General features: G+C 62.0%; 17 protein-coding genes and 1 pseudogene. 7 read left to right on the forward strand and 11 right to left on the reverse strand.

Features of this window, described 5'->3' with window-relative positions; all coding sequences use genetic code 11:
• Positions 1-18 precede the first annotated feature (18 nt).
• Positions 19-861 carry an IclR family transcriptional regulator gene (locus tag LOC57_RS09385; protein WP_229959319.1) on the reverse strand — a complete coding sequence of 281 codons (843 nt, stop codon included), beginning with the start codon at positions 859-861 and terminating at the stop codon, positions 19-21.
• Between the two features lie 136 nt (positions 862-997).
• Here LOC57_RS09385 and LOC57_RS09390 point away from each other — a divergent pair, with 136 nt between their 5' ends.
• Genes LOC57_RS09390 through LOC57_RS09410 form a run of 5 tightly spaced genes read left to right on the forward strand, consistent with a single transcriptional unit; the run spans position 998 to position 5373 of the window.
• Positions 998-1918: a DUF6282 family protein gene (locus LOC57_RS09390; RefSeq protein ID WP_227911141.1), complete on the forward strand. Its 921-nt coding sequence runs from the start codon at positions 998-1000 to the stop codon at positions 1916-1918.
• Positions 1918-2877: a 3-keto-5-aminohexanoate cleavage protein gene (locus LOC57_RS09395; protein ID WP_227911140.1), complete on the forward strand. Its 960-nt coding sequence runs from the start codon at positions 1918-1920 to the stop codon at positions 2875-2877. The genes LOC57_RS09390 and LOC57_RS09395 overlap by 1 nt, the downstream gene beginning before the upstream one ends.
• Positions 2874-3785 carry a hypothetical protein gene (locus tag LOC57_RS09400; RefSeq protein ID WP_229959321.1) on the forward strand — a complete coding sequence of 304 codons (912 nt, stop codon included), beginning with the start codon at positions 2874-2876 and terminating at the stop codon, positions 3783-3785. The genes LOC57_RS09395 and LOC57_RS09400 overlap by 4 nt, the downstream gene beginning before the upstream one ends.
• Positions 3785-4615: an HpcH/HpaI aldolase family protein gene (locus LOC57_RS09405; protein ID WP_269440274.1), complete on the forward strand. Its 831-nt coding sequence runs from the start codon at positions 3785-3787 to the stop codon at positions 4613-4615. The genes LOC57_RS09400 and LOC57_RS09405 overlap by 1 nt, the downstream gene beginning before the upstream one ends.
• Positions 4615-5373: an SDR family NAD(P)-dependent oxidoreductase gene (locus LOC57_RS09410; RefSeq protein WP_227911138.1), complete on the forward strand. Its 759-nt coding sequence runs from the start codon at positions 4615-4617 to the stop codon at positions 5371-5373. Before LOC57_RS09405 ends, LOC57_RS09410 begins: the two co-directional genes overlap by 1 nt.
• Here LOC57_RS09410 and LOC57_RS09415 read toward each other — a convergent pair.
• Positions 5363-6034 carry a CoA transferase subunit B gene (locus tag LOC57_RS09415; protein ID WP_227911137.1) on the reverse strand — a complete coding sequence of 224 codons (672 nt, stop codon included), beginning with the start codon at positions 6032-6034 and terminating at the stop codon, positions 5363-5365. The genes LOC57_RS09410 and LOC57_RS09415 overlap by 11 nt on opposite strands.
• Entirely contained in the window at positions 6031-6756 is a 726-nt protein-coding gene (locus tag LOC57_RS09420; protein WP_227911136.1) for a CoA transferase subunit A, read from the reverse strand. The genes LOC57_RS09415 and LOC57_RS09420 overlap by 4 nt, the downstream gene beginning before the upstream one ends.
• Before the next feature lie 128 nt (positions 6757-6884).
• Here LOC57_RS09420 and LOC57_RS09425 point away from each other — a divergent pair, with 128 nt between their 5' ends.
• On the forward strand, positions 6885-7676 hold the full coding sequence (locus LOC57_RS09425; RefSeq protein WP_229959325.1) for an IclR family transcriptional regulator: 792 nt from the start codon (positions 6885-6887) through the stop codon (positions 7674-7676).
• Positions 7677-7739: 63 nt separating this feature from the next.
• On the opposite strand, the gene LOC57_RS09430 is transcribed toward LOC57_RS09425, so the two are convergent.
• The 3 genes and pseudogenes from LOC57_RS09430 to LOC57_RS09440 form a co-directional block, all read right to left on the reverse strand.
• Complete coding sequence (locus LOC57_RS09430) at positions 7740-8780, reverse strand: NAD(P)-dependent alcohol dehydrogenase (RefSeq protein WP_229959327.1); 1041 nt, start codon at positions 8778-8780, stop codon at positions 7740-7742.
• 117 nt (positions 8781-8897) lie between these two features.
• Positions 8898-9218 (reverse strand): annotated as a pseudogene (locus tag LOC57_RS09435) (SDR family oxidoreductase); the annotation flags it as partial.
• Positions 9219-9248: 30 nt separating this feature from the next.
• Positions 9249-9491 (reverse strand): SDR family NAD(P)-dependent oxidoreductase, encoded by a 243-nt coding sequence (locus LOC57_RS09440; RefSeq protein WP_229959330.1) that lies wholly within the window; start codon positions 9489-9491, stop codon positions 9249-9251.
• A 27-nt stretch (positions 9492-9518) separates the two neighbouring features.
• Here LOC57_RS09440 and LOC57_RS09445 point away from each other — a divergent pair, with 27 nt between their 5' ends.
• On the forward strand, positions 9519-10052 hold the full coding sequence (locus LOC57_RS09445) for a hypothetical protein (RefSeq protein ID WP_229959332.1): 534 nt from the start codon (positions 9519-9521) through the stop codon (positions 10050-10052).
• Between the two features lie 40 nt (positions 10053-10092).
• Here the strand turns inward: LOC57_RS09445 and LOC57_RS09450 are convergent, their stop codons facing one another.
• From LOC57_RS09450 to LOC57_RS09470, 5 genes are all read right to left on the reverse strand, one after another.
• The gene (locus LOC57_RS09450; protein ID WP_229959334.1) at positions 10093-10578 is read right to left on the reverse strand and encodes a GNAT family N-acetyltransferase; all 486 of its coding nucleotides are present in this window, start codon (positions 10576-10578) and stop codon (positions 10093-10095) included.
• 120 nt (positions 10579-10698) lie between these two features.
• Positions 10699-11469 carry an imidazole glycerol phosphate synthase subunit HisF gene (hisF, locus tag LOC57_RS09455; protein ID WP_227911130.1) on the reverse strand — a complete coding sequence of 257 codons (771 nt, stop codon included), beginning with the start codon at positions 11467-11469 and terminating at the stop codon, positions 10699-10701.
• Positions 11470-11481: 12 nt separating this feature from the next.
• Positions 11482-12324: an ATP phosphoribosyltransferase gene (gene hisG, locus LOC57_RS09460; protein WP_229959336.1), complete on the reverse strand. Its 843-nt coding sequence runs from the start codon at positions 12322-12324 to the stop codon at positions 11482-11484.
• 92 nt (positions 12325-12416) lie between these two features.
• Positions 12417-12680, reverse strand: coding sequence for a phosphoribosyl-ATP diphosphatase (locus LOC57_RS09465; RefSeq protein WP_229959338.1), 264 nt, complete (start codon positions 12678-12680; stop codon positions 12417-12419).
• Positions 12681-12859: 179 nt separating this feature from the next.
• Positions 12860-14767 (reverse strand): hypothetical protein, encoded by a 1908-nt coding sequence (locus LOC57_RS09470; protein WP_229959340.1) that lies wholly within the window; start codon positions 14765-14767, stop codon positions 12860-12862.
• Positions 14768-15111 lie beyond the last annotated feature (344 nt).

Here is a 15111-nt window from a genome sequence, read left to right on the forward strand (position 1 = left end):
GAATCGTCGGGGCAGGCATCAGATAGTCACCATCGAACTGATTTGTTGGGCGGCCCCGCGAAGCAGGTCGACTCGGTGCGAGGAGGGGCCGGAGGAGGAGAGCATCGCCGTGGTACCGAGCACGGCTATCGCGGCCTGTATATCGCGGCTCCCGAAGACCGGTGCCGCAACCGAAGCCAGGCCCGCGCGGTCCAGGTCTGCCCAGGCCACACGGTTGCGCCGCGCCAGGGAGAGCTCGGCCTGCTCCTGGTGAGCTTCCACCCCGGAGAGGGCTGCGTGCATCCGGGTAATAACGCCCGGATCGGATTGGAAGGCGAGGAGGATCCGGGATTGTGCCGCTTTAAGCTCAAGCACGGTCCCCGCGCGCACGGTCAGGACGATGGTCCCCGCGTTTGCTTCCTCGACGTGGCTCACCACCGCGCCGGTCCGGCCCAGGAAACTGAGCACGGCCGTGAGGCCCGATTGATCGGAAAGCTTCCGGAGAATAGCCGGAGCGACGGCGAGTATCTGCTGACGGGCAGATACCAATGACGACAATTGGTCGATCAGCGGGCCCGGGCCATAGGCCTGACCCAGAAACCCCGAGGCCTGAAGGGAATGCAGATAGCGGTGCGCGGTCGTCCGGTTAAGTCCCAACCGCTCGGCCACCAGCGCGGGGCTGAGAGCACGGGTGTGCTGGTCGAACAGGGCAAGAATCATGGCTGCGCGTTCTATCGTCTGAATCGCGCCACGGTCACTGCCTGGCAGCCCAACGGCACGGCCGTCAGCGGGAAGAATGTCAAACGGGTCAGGCATAGTCACCTCCTCATCGAGGTTGTCCGGCGTCATGGATGCCAAGTAAAGCAACCGAATGTTCATCATGCAAGCATCAAATTCATTCTGCGAACCAGACGCCGCCGCACATGAGGAACGGATAGCAACGAACCCTAGACATCCGAGCCCTTACTTCGTATGGTGAACATCATTCGCACAATCCGAACAACAAGGAGGTTCTCGGATGTTGAACACCGCTGACCCGGCCGTTCCCTCCCCCGCTCTGCTGAAGGTCCTCGAGGGTGCTGTCGACCTTCACGTTCATTCCGGACCAAGCCCATTCCCCCGCCGGCTCAACCACGTGGAGGCCTCCTACGACGCGGCCCGCATCGGGATGAGGGCGTTGCTTATCAAGTCGCACCACCACAACACGGTGATGGACCTGCTTGCCATGGAGTCACAGCTGGCCAATGCTCCAACCCCTGTCTACGGCGGCGTTGCGCTGAACTCCGAGGTCGGGGGCATCAATCCTTCGGCTGTCGCGGTCGCAATCCAAATGGGTGGGCGTGCCGTGTGGGGTCCAACCGTCTCGGCCGCCCAGCACATCGCGGCCCATAACCACGACGACGGGTTCCCCACCCTCGGTTCCAATCTCGAAGAGCAGGAAGTGTCGATCTGGGATACGGACGGAAACGTTTCAGCGGAAACGGTTCGCGTCACCCAGCTGGTCGCCGAAGCGGACATTATGCTCACCGGAGGTCACCTGGATGCGGCGTCCATGAAAGCCCTTTTCGAAACGGCAAAGGAGAACGGGGTCCGCCGGCTCCTGCTTCACCACCCCGACTTCATCGTCAACGCTTCCGATGATGATGTGGAAGAGATGCTGAAGTACGGTGCCTTCGTAGAGCACGAACTGTCGATGTACCATCCGGATGTTCCTGCTCCCGGGTTTCCCATTTCAAGGCTGGTGGACTGGATCGAGAAGATCGGGCCCGAGCGCACCGTCATTGATTCGGACCTGGGCCAGAAGACGAATCCCCTGCCCGTTGACGGCTATATCCATGTCATTGGGCAGCTGCTGGACCACGGGGTGGCGGAAAAGGACATTCGCCAGATGATCTGCAGGAACACGGCATTCCTGCTCGGCTTGGAAGAATCCATCTGATGCGCCAGGCCGAGAAAGTCATCATCACCACGGCAGTGACAGGGTCCGTCAACATTCCCTCACAGAGCCCCCACCTTCCCCTGTCCGCGGAAGAGGTGGTGGCCTCGGCTCTCGGGGCTGCCGCCGCAGGCTCCGCGGTCATCCATCTCCATGCACGGCACCCGGACGGGCGTCCTGCGTGGGAGGCCGAAATCTACGAGGAGATAGTCCCGGCCATACTCGACAGGGCCGACGTCGTCATCAACATCACCACCGGCGGATCGTCCGCCATGACGATGGAGCAGCGGCTGGCGGGTGCCCTCCGGTTCGCACCCGAGCTGGCCTCCCTGAATATGGGTTCGATGAATTTTGTCTACGCAGGCATTGCGGACAAGGTCACGGATTGGAAGCACGACTGGGAAAAGGAATACGTGCTCAACACGTATTCACATCCCTTTATCAACTCGTTCGACCGTATTGAGCACACCCTCCGGACACTCGGTGACGGCCTCGGCACACGCTTCGAATTCGAGTGCTACGACATCGGCCACCTGTACTCGCTCGCATACTTCGCCGATATGGGCCTTGTGAAGCCGCCATTCCTTATCCAAGGGGTATTCGGCATCCTGGGCGGGATTGGCGCGGATCACGAAAACCTCACCCATATGGTCACCATCGCGGACAAGCTCTTCGGCGACGACTACTACTTCTCAGCCTTCGCGGCCGGACGAAACCAGATGCAGTTCGGCACCCACAGTGCCTGGCTTGGCGGGAACGTTCGGGTCGGCCTCGAAGACAGCCTTTGGATCAACAAAGGCGAACTGGCCATCAGCAACGCACAACAGGTCACGAAGATCCGCACTGTAGTGGAGGATCTCGGCAAAGACATCGCGACCCCCGATGACGTTCGCCGGATGCTGAACCTCAAAGGTATTGGAAAAGAACGTCACCGACGGAATGAGAAGGTAATTGCCCCATGAGCATGTATGCCAAAGACGACATCCGGTCCGCCTTAGCAACAGCCGCACCGGAGAAAGCCATCGACCCCTCAACCCCTGTCAAGCCGGCCCAGTGGATCGAGTTCCTCTCCCATGAACCAACCGAGATAGGCGAACACGGCAGCCGTACCTGGACAGCACGCGCCGCTAATCTCGTCCTGAGCTACACGGAGGCGAAATCCGGTGAGGTATTCTCCCGCTCCGCCCAACCCGACGAATATGCCATCCTTCTGTACTCGGAGAGTTCTCCCCTGCACATAGTTGCCGGCAGTGAGTCGGTGAGCATAGGTGAAGAAGCGTTCGTCGTCGTTCCGCCCGGAGACAGTGCCATCACCGTTATGGCCGACGGGATCCTCATCCGTTTGTTCTCCGCAATGGCCGACGACTTGAGAGAAGGAGCGCTCAACGCTGCTGCGTACGCCGAACCGGATCTTCGGGCCGCCCCACTCGAGCCGTGGCCGGATCCGGTGGGCGGGTTCCGTCTCCGTACATACCCACTGGCCGATACCCCAGTCATTCCCGGTCGGTTCGGGCGGATCTTCCGAACGACGAACCTGATGGTGAACTTCCTCGCAGAGGAACCGGCCCCGCGCGAGCGGACCAAACTCTCGCCGCACTTCCATGAGGACTTCGAACAGATTTCCCTGGCCGTCAAGGGCAGCTTCGTCCACCATATCCGCTATCCCTGGGGCCCGGACTCGACGCAATGGCGCCCTGACGAGCACCGTCAGATCGAGACCCCGTCCATCTGCATCATTCCTCCGCCCACAGTCCACACCACACAGGGCGTTGGCCGGCATCAACAGCTCATAGATATCTTTTCCGCGCCCCGGGAGGACTTCTCCGCATCCGGATGGGTTCTCAACGCCGACGATTACCCGTCGAAATGATGTCCCCGAACCGGCGGAGCCTGTTTCGGCAGGCACTGCAGAATCCGGATGCACCCGCACTGGGGACCTGGGTGAAAATCCCCGCAATGGAAAGCATCGAACTCATTGCCCTGGCAGGCTTCGATTTCGTGGTCATCGACCTTGAACATTCCGCTATGAGCCTGGAGACGGCATATCGTCACATCGGGACCGCCCTGTTCGCCGGTGTGGCCCCCCTGGTCCGGATTCCCTCCCTGGATGCCGGCATAGTCCAGCGTTTGCTCGACGCAGGCGCTGAAGGCATCATGGTGCCTCACATCGATACCGTTGAGCAGGCGCGGGCAGCCGCGGCGGCTGTCCGGTTTCCCCCGCTCGGAACCAGGGGCGTCGGTTCGACGAGCCGCGCCGGAGCCTGGGGGGCCATGTCCCGTGCGGACTACGTTCGCTACGGCCAGGAAGAGGTAGTGCTTATCGCCCAGATCGAGAGTGGGAATGCGGCCCGTGCCGGCGGGGCCATCGCAGCAGTGGACGGTATTGATTGCCTGCTCATTGGCGCTGCAGATTTATCGACGGTTGAGGGCGGGACAGAGTCCTCCCCGCACGTGCTGGAGCTCATTGCAGGCGCCGTCCGCGATGCCAGGGCGGCTGGGGTGCCCATCGGCAATGCCGGCGGCTCGACGGCGGCAGCAGTCCAGGCCGCCGTCGACGCCGGTTACTCCTTCACGCTCATGGGCAACGACGCCAGTATGCTCGGTGCCGCAGCGGCCGCTGCAGCTGCCGCCGGGCGCACTGTCCGGTATGCAGCGTCAACGACGGCGCAGCATTCCTCAGCCGGCACGAAAGGAACTTGATGACTGCACGTCTTCTCGAAGGAAAAGTAATCCTCGTAGTTGGCGCCAGCACGGGCATCGGAGCCGATGCAGCGCGGGTTTTCGCCCGGGACGGGGCATCCGTCGTGCTTGCCGCACGGACAGAACCCGGCCTCCGTGCAGTCGCCGACGAGCTAACCGTTGAAGGTACGCCGGTGGCGTGGGTGACGGGCGACGCAAGTGTCGCTGCCGATGCCGCACACTTCGTGGATACGGCGCTGGAGCGGTTTGGACGGCTCGATGGCGCCTTCAACAACGCAGGCGTGACAGGATCCGGGAAGCTGCATGAGGTCAGCGAAGAGGACTTCGACCGGATCATGGCGGTCAACGTCAAGGGAGTGTGGCTCTGTATGCGCGAGGAGGTGCGTGCAATGCGCGCTGCGGGCGGCGGCTCCATCGTCAATGTCAGCAGTGTCGGCGGGATCCGCGGAAGCACCGGAATGGGTGCTTATCAGGCGACCAAGCACGCCGTCATCGGCCTCACCCGCACAGCAGCCCACGACAACGGTCCGGAAGGCATCCGCGTGAACTCCATCGCGCCCGGCCCGATTGAAACACCTATGCTGCAGAAGACCCGCGAGGCCATCCCAGGCGGGGTTGAGGCGCGGATCTCGGCTACCCCCCTCCGTAAGGCCGGCTCCACCACCGAGGTGGCCGATGCCGCTGCCTGGCTCCTAAGCAACCGGGCCAGCCACATCAGCGGCATCGTCCTTCCCGTGGACGGAGGCTTCAGCTCCTGATGTCGGCACATGTCGCCCGGGTCAGCGTCCCGGCGATGCGGAACCGGGCCCCGGTCTTGGCCCGCACCTCATCGAGGGTCACGCCGGGTGCAACGGCCTGGAGCTCGAGGCCGCCGTCGGCCACGGAGAACACCGCAAGGTCGGTGATGATTTCATCAACGCATCTGCGGCCCGTGAGGGGTAACGTGCACTCCCTGACAATTTTGGGGCTGCCGTCCTTCGCCACATGGTCGGTAATCACGACGACCCGAGGGGTGCCGGCGACAAGATCCATCGCACCGCCCATGCCCTTCACCATCGCCCCGGGGACCATCCAATTGGCAAGGTCCCCCTGTTCCGACACCTGGAGGGCGCCGAGGACGGCCGTATCTATATGCCCGCCGCGGATCATCCCGAAGGACATAGCCGAGTCGAAGAAGCTTGCCCCCGGGGTGGCCGTGACCGTCTGCTTACCGGCATTGATGAGGTCGGCGTCTTCCTCTCCTTCGAACGGGAACGGGCCGATACCGAGCAGGCCGTTCTCGCTGTGCAGGACCACCTTCAACCCCGGCGGGAGGTGATTCGCCACGAGCGTGGGCATACCGATGCCCAGATTGACGTAGTCTCCGTCTTGGAGTCCCCGGGCGGCAATGGCCGCCATATCGTTCCTTGTCCAGGTCATGCTTTCTTCCCGTCGCTAAGCGTAAGCATGCGCGGCCGCGTAGTCCGCTGCTCGATTTCCTTTGGCCGCGATGTCCGCACCAGCCGCTTCACAAAAATCCCGGGGGTCACCACCAGGTTCGGGTCCAGGTACCCGGGGTTCACCACTTCTTCGACCTCCGCTACGGTCACCCGGCCGGCGGCCGCGACGAGCGGATTGAAGTTCCGCGCAGTGTTGCGGTAGGTCAGGTTGCCCTCGAGGTCGCCGCAGTGTGCGTGCACAAGCGACAGATCGGCGACTATGCCCCGCTCCAACAGGTACTCTTTCCCATCCAGGATTCTGGTGGGTTTCCCCTCGGCGACCGGCGTACCTACGCCGGTTGCAGTGTAGAAGCCCGGAATTCCCGCTCCGCCTGCCCGGAGCCTTTCAGCGAGCGTTCCTTGGGGAACGAACTCGACGTCGAGCGTCCCGGCCAGATAAGCCGCGGCGAAGCCCTTGTTCTCACCTACGTAAGACGAGATGACTCGTGAAACCTGCGCATTCTCCAACAAAAGGCCTAGACCTTTCCCGTCTACCCCCATATTGTTCGAGACGACCGTTAGGTCGCGCACTCCGGAGTCCCGAACCGCCTCGATGAGGTCCGCCGGAATTCCACTCAGGCCGAAACCTCCTACGGCCAGCGTCATGCCGTTACGGAGTAAACCTTCAAGGGCCGCTGTTGCGCTAGTCCACATTTTGGGCATCGGAACTTCCTTCGCTCGGATTACCCGTGAGCTAAGCAGAGCCGGAAATTGCGATCAACAGGAAGGAATGAATTAAGCAACATGTGAATTTGTGCCGTCCATCTGTCCACATAGTGAATTGAGGCTCAATGCCTGAAGCCCTTCCCGGAGGTCAGGTGGTCGCCCGTGTGGCCGCCATCCTCCGAGCACTCAGCTCCTCCCCTGTCGGACTGTCCACGGGAACTGTTGCCGCTGCGGTTGGGCTCACCCGCTCAACGGCCTACCGGATCCTGCGTTCCCTCGCGGCCGAAGGTTACGTCGACTTTGACGAGGACGATTCGCGCTGGGTACTGGGCACCGAGCTCCTCGTCATGGGAACAGTCGCGGCGGCGCGGCACGACATCACTGAGCTCGCACTCCCATTCGTCCGGCGTCTCGCGGCGCTGACGGGCGAGAGCGCATTCTTCTCGATCCGGCGGGGGGATGAAACTGTGTGTCTCCTCCGCGAGGAGGGCACCTTCCCGGTACGGTCGTTTGTCCTATATGAGGGTGTGCGATTCCCATTGGGCATAGCTTCAGCGGGGCTCGCAATTCTCGCGTTCAGTGACTCCGAAGACGTTGATGCGTATTTCCGGCGGAACAGCCACATGGAGAGGCGGGGATACAACGGGCATTCCGAGGCCGAAATCCGCGGCCGGATGCTTCGCACCCGGCAGCTCGGGTTCGCTGTGAACCCTGGGCTCATTGTCGAAGGCAGCTTCGGCATGGGGGCGGCAGTCTTCGACAGCGCCGGCCGCGCCCAGTATTCGCTGAGCATCACCGGCATCGAGCAACGCTTCGGTCCCGGCAGGGTCCCGGCACTCGGCCGGATGCTGCTCGATGAGGCGCATCAGCTCACTCGGCGCCTGGCCGTGGTGAACCCCGGAAGGGCGCAGAGCTAGCTGCGGACAAAAGTATGGGCACCCCGCCATCTTGGCGGGGTGCCCATACTGGTGGCTAACAGATTAGATGGTCGCCGCATCAATGACGAAGCGGTACCGCACGTCGGACTTCAGCACACGCTCGTACGCGGTGTTGATTTCGGCGGCCTCGATCAGCTCCACCTCGGGGGCGATGCCGTGTTCGGCGCAGAAGTCCAGCATTTCCTGGGTCTCGCTGATACCGCCGATGTTCGAGGCGGCGTAGGAGCGGCGCTTGCCCATCAGGGTGAACACGGAGATCGGCATGGGCTCGGGCGGGGCGCCCACGCTGACCATGGTGCCGTCCAGCCGCAGCAGGGCCAGGTACTGGTTGAGGTCGAGCGGGGCGCTGACCGTGTTGATGATCAGGTCATACGTGTTGGCCAGCTTCTCGAAGGTGCTCTCGTCGCTGGTGGCGTAGTAGTCCTTCGCACCGAAACGGAGTCCGTCTTCCTGCTTGCTCAGCGTCTGGGACAGGACGGTCACGTCGGCGCCCATGGCGACGGCGATCTTGACGGCCATGTGGCCCAGCCCGCCCATGCCGACGACGGCGACGCGCTTGCCCGGTCCTGCGTTCCAGTGGGCCAGCGGTGAGTAGGTGGTGATGCCGGCGCACAGCAGCGGGGCGGCAGCTTCGTAGGGAATGCTTTCCGGCACGCGGAGCACGAAGTCGTCGATGACCACTACGGAGGTGGCGTAGCCGCCCTGCGTGACGGTGCCGTCCACGTCCTTGCTGGCGTAGGTGCCGATGTTGCCGTTGAGGCAGTAGTTCTCCATGCCGGCCTTGCAGTTCTCACACTCGCGGCAGGAGTTGACCATGCAGCCCACACCCACCCGGTCGCCGACCTTGTGCTTGGTGACGTCGGAGCCGACCTCGGCCACGGTGCCCACGATTTCGTGGCCAACTACCTGCGGGTACGCAATGGGTCCCCATTCGCCGCGGACGGTGTGGATGTCCGAGTGGCACACACCGGCGTAGGCGATGTCGATGAGGACGTCATGGGCGCCGACCTCGCGGCGTTCGATCGTGGTGGGAACCAGCGGATCGGTGGCGGAAGTGGCTGCGTAAGCGCGTGCGGTAGTCATATTTCTCCAAGCTGTTTGGTAACCGTGCCGTAGGGCACTTAAAGCACAAGCCGGATCCGGCGTGATCTATTCCCGCGCCTTCCGGACGACGACGCCGGCCGGCACTGATTGCCGAACTCACCAGGGCTGGTTGGCCGGTCCGACGGTGAACTCGTTGACCGTGGTGTCCGCCGGCAGGTCCAGGGCGTAGGCAACGACGTCGGCCACCCGCTCCGGCGCAATTCCGTAGCTTTGGTACAGGGCCTGCGCACCTTTGGCGGTGTGCTGGTCGCTGATAGTGTCCAGCAGTTCAGTGTTGATGGCCGCCGGATAAATGGTGGCGGTGCGGATGTTCGTGCCCTCGGCGGCGGACTCCATGCGCAGCACTTCCATGAAGTCCCGCAGGAACCATTTGGTTCCGCCGTACACGGCACCGCCCGGACAGGCCTTCAGTCCGGCGACTGATGACGTTGAGCACCCCGGTGACGTTCACGTCCACGCGTGGTTGGAGTCCTGCACGGTAACGTCGAGGACCTGGTGGACCGCTTCCCCGCCGGCGTCCCGGATCTGCGTGGCAATCCGTTCCAGTTTGTCTTCGCGCCGGGCACCGAGCACAACCCTGGCTCCGCGTTCGGCGAGCAGCTTTGCCGTCGCTTCGCCAATCCCGGACGATGCTCCGGTGATGATGACTACCTTGCCGGAAATGTTGTTGGCAAGGCGAACGGATATCATTGGAGGTCCGCCGAACCCGTCGACCAGATGCGAACCGGCTGCCCCACCGCAAGGAACCCCCTCCCGTTGAACAAGAAATCACTCAAGGCCAACGGCTTCACCGGCTTCCGGCCCATCGACAACCTCGACTTCAACCGGATCCCGCAGCGCCAGGGGATCTTCGCCGTCGTGCGGCCCGACGGGTTTGAACCGCGGTTCCTCAAGGAGAGCACGGCCGGGGTGTTCAAGAAGAAGAAGCCGTCCCTATCCCGGGATGAGCTCGCCGCCGAGTGGGTGGCGGAGGCGGACATCCTCTTCTTCGGCAAGGCCGGGGCCGGCAGCCAGGGCAACCGCGGACTGCGGCGGCAGATCAAGGAATTTGTGGACTTCGGCAGGGGGAAGCCGCCGGGGCACTGGGACGGACGGCTGGTCTGGCAGCTGGTCGATGCAGAGGATCTTCTGGTGGCCTGGAAGGAACTGCCGCCGGAAGAGCTCAACGCCGCTCTCGCCGAGTGTCAGCAGCAGTTCACCCACCAGTACGGTCGGCTGCCCTTCGCCAACCTCGTTCCGGCCCGCGCCTAGAAGAACCACCGTTTGGCAGGGGAACCTCCCTGCCGGGCGTTCAGCCCAACAATGCCCGGTCGTCCCCTTCAACGGGGCTGAGCGTCTTGCTGAACAGCACATACTCACGGTCTTGACCCGTGGCTTCGTAACCCGCGGCCCGGTACAGCAGATGGGCCTGGTTGCTTCGGAAAACACCGAGTTCCACAACGCGGGCTCCGCTTGGAGCGGCGCTCTGCTCGAACGCATCCAGAAGGACCCTGCCGAGTCCTTGGCGGCGATGGCTTCCGAGGACACTGATCGAGACCAGTGTTGCGGTGTCGCCGTCGAGGCTGCCCATCACATACCCGAGCGGGTGACCTTCTGCATCAAGGCAGAAGAGCGTGGAGGGAAGGCAATCGATCCAGAGTTCCAGGTTCTGGTCGAGAACGCTCATCCACCCCAGGAGCGCATGCGGCTCGATGGTCTCCATGTATTCGCGCTCTTGACGCAGGATGAAGGGCAGATCGCTTACTTCGGCGCGTCGGACGCGTGTTGGCATAGTCATGAGACGGAAGCATGCCACATCCGTCTGCGTTCCTAGCCGAGCGCAGCCCAGCGCGCCCTCACGGCCGGGCCTGCCGGTGTGGCCGGGGAGGCGTGCCGGGGAGGCTGTGAGGGGCAGCAGCTAGCGGACGTCGAACCCGGCGTCGCGGATGGCCTGCTTCACCTGGTGGATGGCGTCATCCGGGCCGAAGTGGAACACCGAGGCGGCCAGGACGGCGTCGGCACCGGCTATCACGGCGGCCGGGAAGTGCTCGGGCTTGCCGGCCCCGCCGGAGGCGATCAGCGGCACGTCCACGGCGGCGCGGACGGCCTTGATCATTTCGATGTCGAAGCCCTCGCGGGTGCCGTCGGCGTCGATGGAGTTCAGCAGGATCTCCCCCACGCCGCGGTCTGCGGCCTCCTTCGCCCAGGCGACGGCGTCGATCCCGGTGCCCGTGCGCCCGCCGTGGGTGGTGACCTCAAAGCCCGACGGCGTGGCGCCGTCGTGCGTGCGGCGTGCGTCCACGGAGAGCACCAGCACCTGGGAGCCGAAATGCCGGGTGATCTCGTCGATCACGTCCGGCCGGGCGACGGCGGCGGTGTTGATGGAGGCCTTGTCCGCGCCGTAGCGCAGCAACCGGTCCACGTCGGCAATGGAGCGCACTCCCCCGCCGACGGTCAGCGGGATGAAGACTTCTTCGGCGGTGCGCGCGACGACGTCGAACGTGGTGTCCCGGTTGCCCGAGGACGCGGTGACGTCCAGGAAGGTCAACTCGTCGGCGCCGGCCTTGTCGTACCGGTGCGCGAGTTCCACCGGGTCTCCGGCGTCGCGCAGGCCTTCGAAGTTGATGCCCTTGACCACACGGCCGGCGTCGACGTCCAGGCAGGGGATGACGCGGATGGCAACACTCATGGTGTTCTCCCCCTAGATCCGGCAGGCGTGGATGCTGCTGACCAGGATGGCGCGGGCGCCGATGTCGTAGAGCTCATCCATGATGCGGTTGGTTTCGGACTTCTTGATCATGGAGCGGACAGCTACCCAGTCGCTGTTCTGCAGCGGGGACACGGTGGGCGATTCCAGGCCCGGGGTCAGGGCGGCGGCCTGCTCCACCAGGTCCTTGCGGACGTCGTAGTCCATCATCACGTACTGCCGGGCCACCAGCACGCCGCGCAGGCGGCGGATCAGCACGTCGACGCCGGCGGGGTTGGCGCCGGGGCGGCCGATCAGCACGGCCTCGGACTTCAGGATCGGTTCGCCGAAGATTTCCATGCCCGCGGCGCGCAGGGTGGTGCCGGTTTCCACGACGTCGGCGATCGCGTCGGCAACGCCGAGCCGTACGGAGGACTCCACGGCGCCGTCGAGCCGGACCACGGAGGCGTTGATGCCGCGTTCGGTCAGGTAGGAGCGCAGCAGGCCGTCGTAGCTGGTGGCCAGGCGCTTGCCTTCAAGCTGGTCAATGGAGGTGAAGTCCCCCACCGGGCCGGCGAAGCGGAAGGTGGAGGCGCCGAAGCCGAGGCTCAGCAGTTCCTCGGCGTCCACCTGGGCGTCCAGGAACAGGTCGCGGCCGGTGAGGCCGACGTCGAGCGTTCCGGCACCCACGTACACGGCGATGTCACGGGGGCGGAGGAAGAAGAATTCGACGTCGTTGTCGGGGTCCACCATGACCAGTTCGCGGGTGTCGCGGCGCTGGCGGTAGCCCGCCTCGTTGAGCATGGCGGAGGCGGATTCGGACAGGGCACCCTTGTTGGGTACGGCTACACGGAGCATGGGAGCATCTTTCGCTGGAAGTTTGTTGCTGCGGGTTTGTTACTGCGCAGGGAGTAGTTCAACCGGCGGGCCACACGCGGAAAGGCGCGTGGCTAGAGATGCTTGTAGACGTCCTGCAGGCTCAGGCCTTTGGCGAGCATGAGGACCTGGAGGTGGTAGAGCAGCTGGGAGATTTCTTCGGCGCATTCGGCATCGGATTCGTATTCGGCGGCCATCCACACTTCGGCGGCCTCCTCAACAACCTTCTTACCGATGCCATGCACGCCCGACTCGAATTCGGTCACGGTGCGTGACCCGGCGGGGCGGTCCTGAACTTTCTGGCTCAGCTCGGCAAAGAGGTCTTCGAAGGTTTTCACAGTGACAAGGGTACGCTGTGGCGCGGTATGTGACGGAATCGTGGGGCGGTGTGGCGAGCAGCATGAAGGCTTGTAGTACAGGGTGGCGACTGCACGGCCTTCGTCGCTCATTAACTAGTCCTGCACGAAAGGCCACCAAGCTTGCTACGATTCCTAGGCTCATTGATTTCCCATGTCAGTTACGGTGCCCGGACGCAGCCTGTACCTAACTGCACGTCTATCGGATTACCCGCACTGATGGTTGCGGCATGCCACGTAGTACCGTTCGAAGGGAAATCTGACGGCAATTGAAATAGCTGCACACCATTAGGGCCTGCGATTTGGAGCTTGGGTTGGGCATCAGCCAGAGGTACACCTTGGTGTGAATGAACCAGAATCCGAGTTTCTTCGTCGGCATTGAACAATTCAACTGTTTCCGGGCCACCATCAAATGCATCCTGAATTAGGTGCCCATAAAAGCTAACTGGCGATTGATAGTTGATCTGAGCGACTTCATCAGTTTCGCCCCGATAAACATAAAGATCTAGATCATGTACCAGCGGAGACCAGGTCAGAACAGCGGCGAGGAACGGTGGTGAATATAGCCTAGACTTCGACGATCGTGGCGGCGGCAACATATTTGAGATAGCCTCTATCAATTTACTCCGTTCTTCATGGAATGGCCGAACGTCACGAAAGACTTCAGCCCGCGAGCGATTCTCGGCCGGCACAAGATCCAACACATTCGCACTGACCGGGCCATAAGCTGCCAAAAATACCTGCGCGTTCGGTAAACCTTTTGTATAATCCGCAAGTGCCTGACCGGGGTTCTTTTTAGCTGCCTTGAAATATTGCTTAACTTCAATCGCCAGCAACGTATCCTGAATGGCGTCATGCTGTCTTGCTGTGGTGGATTGAAATGATTGCCTCGTCGACCGAACAAAGCGATAGTCAGGCTGGATTGCATTCTTACGTCCGTGCCCGACCGGATCAATGATTGGGCTCTTCAATTCAGACCACAACTCGACAATACCGGCACTAGTAAAAATGTCGGCAAGATGAACTGCTCGGAACGGCATTGCAAATATGCCGTCACGAACTATGAACTGCACCCGCTCCTTTGGCAACGCCTCCTTGACCAAAGTCACAATCCAAGCAGAATAAATTTCGTGACGCTTTCGCCATGCGGGCAATGAAAGCACGTCACTCAGCTGACGCACCACCTGACCTAATATGCGCCTTTGGAGCGGAGCAGCGTCAAGCCACTTCGTCATGGCTTGCACCGTTTCGTTTACCGCTTCGATCTCTTGGGACGTTGAACGGATGTTAGCAACCCACTCGTGGACCGCACGAACGTGGGTGGCCAGCCAATGGTCAGTAGCTGCGAAGAAAAACGTCCTCGTCATGCCATGATCTTCGGAGGTCAATTCATCACGACCGGCAGAGGTCCAGACATTTCGCAAATCGCGTAGCGAAGGCGCGTAGTTCAGAAGCAAGTGTCGGTGTCCTTCGAGAACTTCGACCATATCGCTCGCGAGTTTGTCCACCGCAGCTACGCCGCAAGCTGGGACAGGCGGAATGGGCATTTGGTAAGAGCCTAGATCGCCATCTCCTTGATAATGATCAAGCCAATCCCGGATTGGTTCAGGTGCCACCTCAACCTTCCTTGGCCGAAGCGGACAAGACCAAAGCCACTCCGATTCATCGAATGGAGCGCTAACCGAGGCAACGAGGTAGTGGACGCTTTCGACCATCTCCCTAAAGTAGTGAAGGCTCTCATCTATACCTTCATCTTCATTGCCAATCTTTATGCGAAGTGACTCGTTTTCATTCGCGCGAGCACCGATCTGCTCATACATCGCCAAGAGATCGGCTAGCATCCCGCCGAAGGGGCGTAGCGCATTTAGTGCCGCGATAATCAGCTCGAGTGCGGTAGCTTTACTAGTCTGGAGGTGCCTCAGTAAATCTGCTCCACTAGGCGCGCCTATGATTCCCGCAACAGCATCCGCGAACTCATAATCGTAATCCGTTGGCCGAACTGTTCCGTTTGAGATCCACATCGACCACACTTCGTGAGCTTTAGTCAGCGCTATTGAGTCATTAGGCATGGGTGCACTATAACCGCACTGTTTACAATTCTAAGCTCATGAAGAACGTGTCGTGACCGGAGTTGCCCATCCATGCGATAGCGCATTCGGTATCGAAGTTTATGCTCGCGGACGAAGTCCAGGCCCGTGCAGTTCGTTCGACATCCAGACGAGCGTTGATCGGTGCTCGAAATTTCCAGCGAGGTCTCCATAGTTATTGCTAGTGGGCTGCGCACCTTGCTGCCCGGACCATCCGGGCGTAGCGGCCCTGGACGTTGGTCAAAGTCTGCCCGTCTGGGCAGATAATCCACCCAAAATGCTAAGGACCCTGAGCTATGGAATCGAAGGTCCGGAATCTCAAACTC

This window comes from Arthrobacter sp. zg-Y750, from assembly GCF_020907365.1.
Lineage (GTDB): Bacteria > Actinomycetota > Actinomycetes > Actinomycetales > Micrococcaceae > Arthrobacter_B.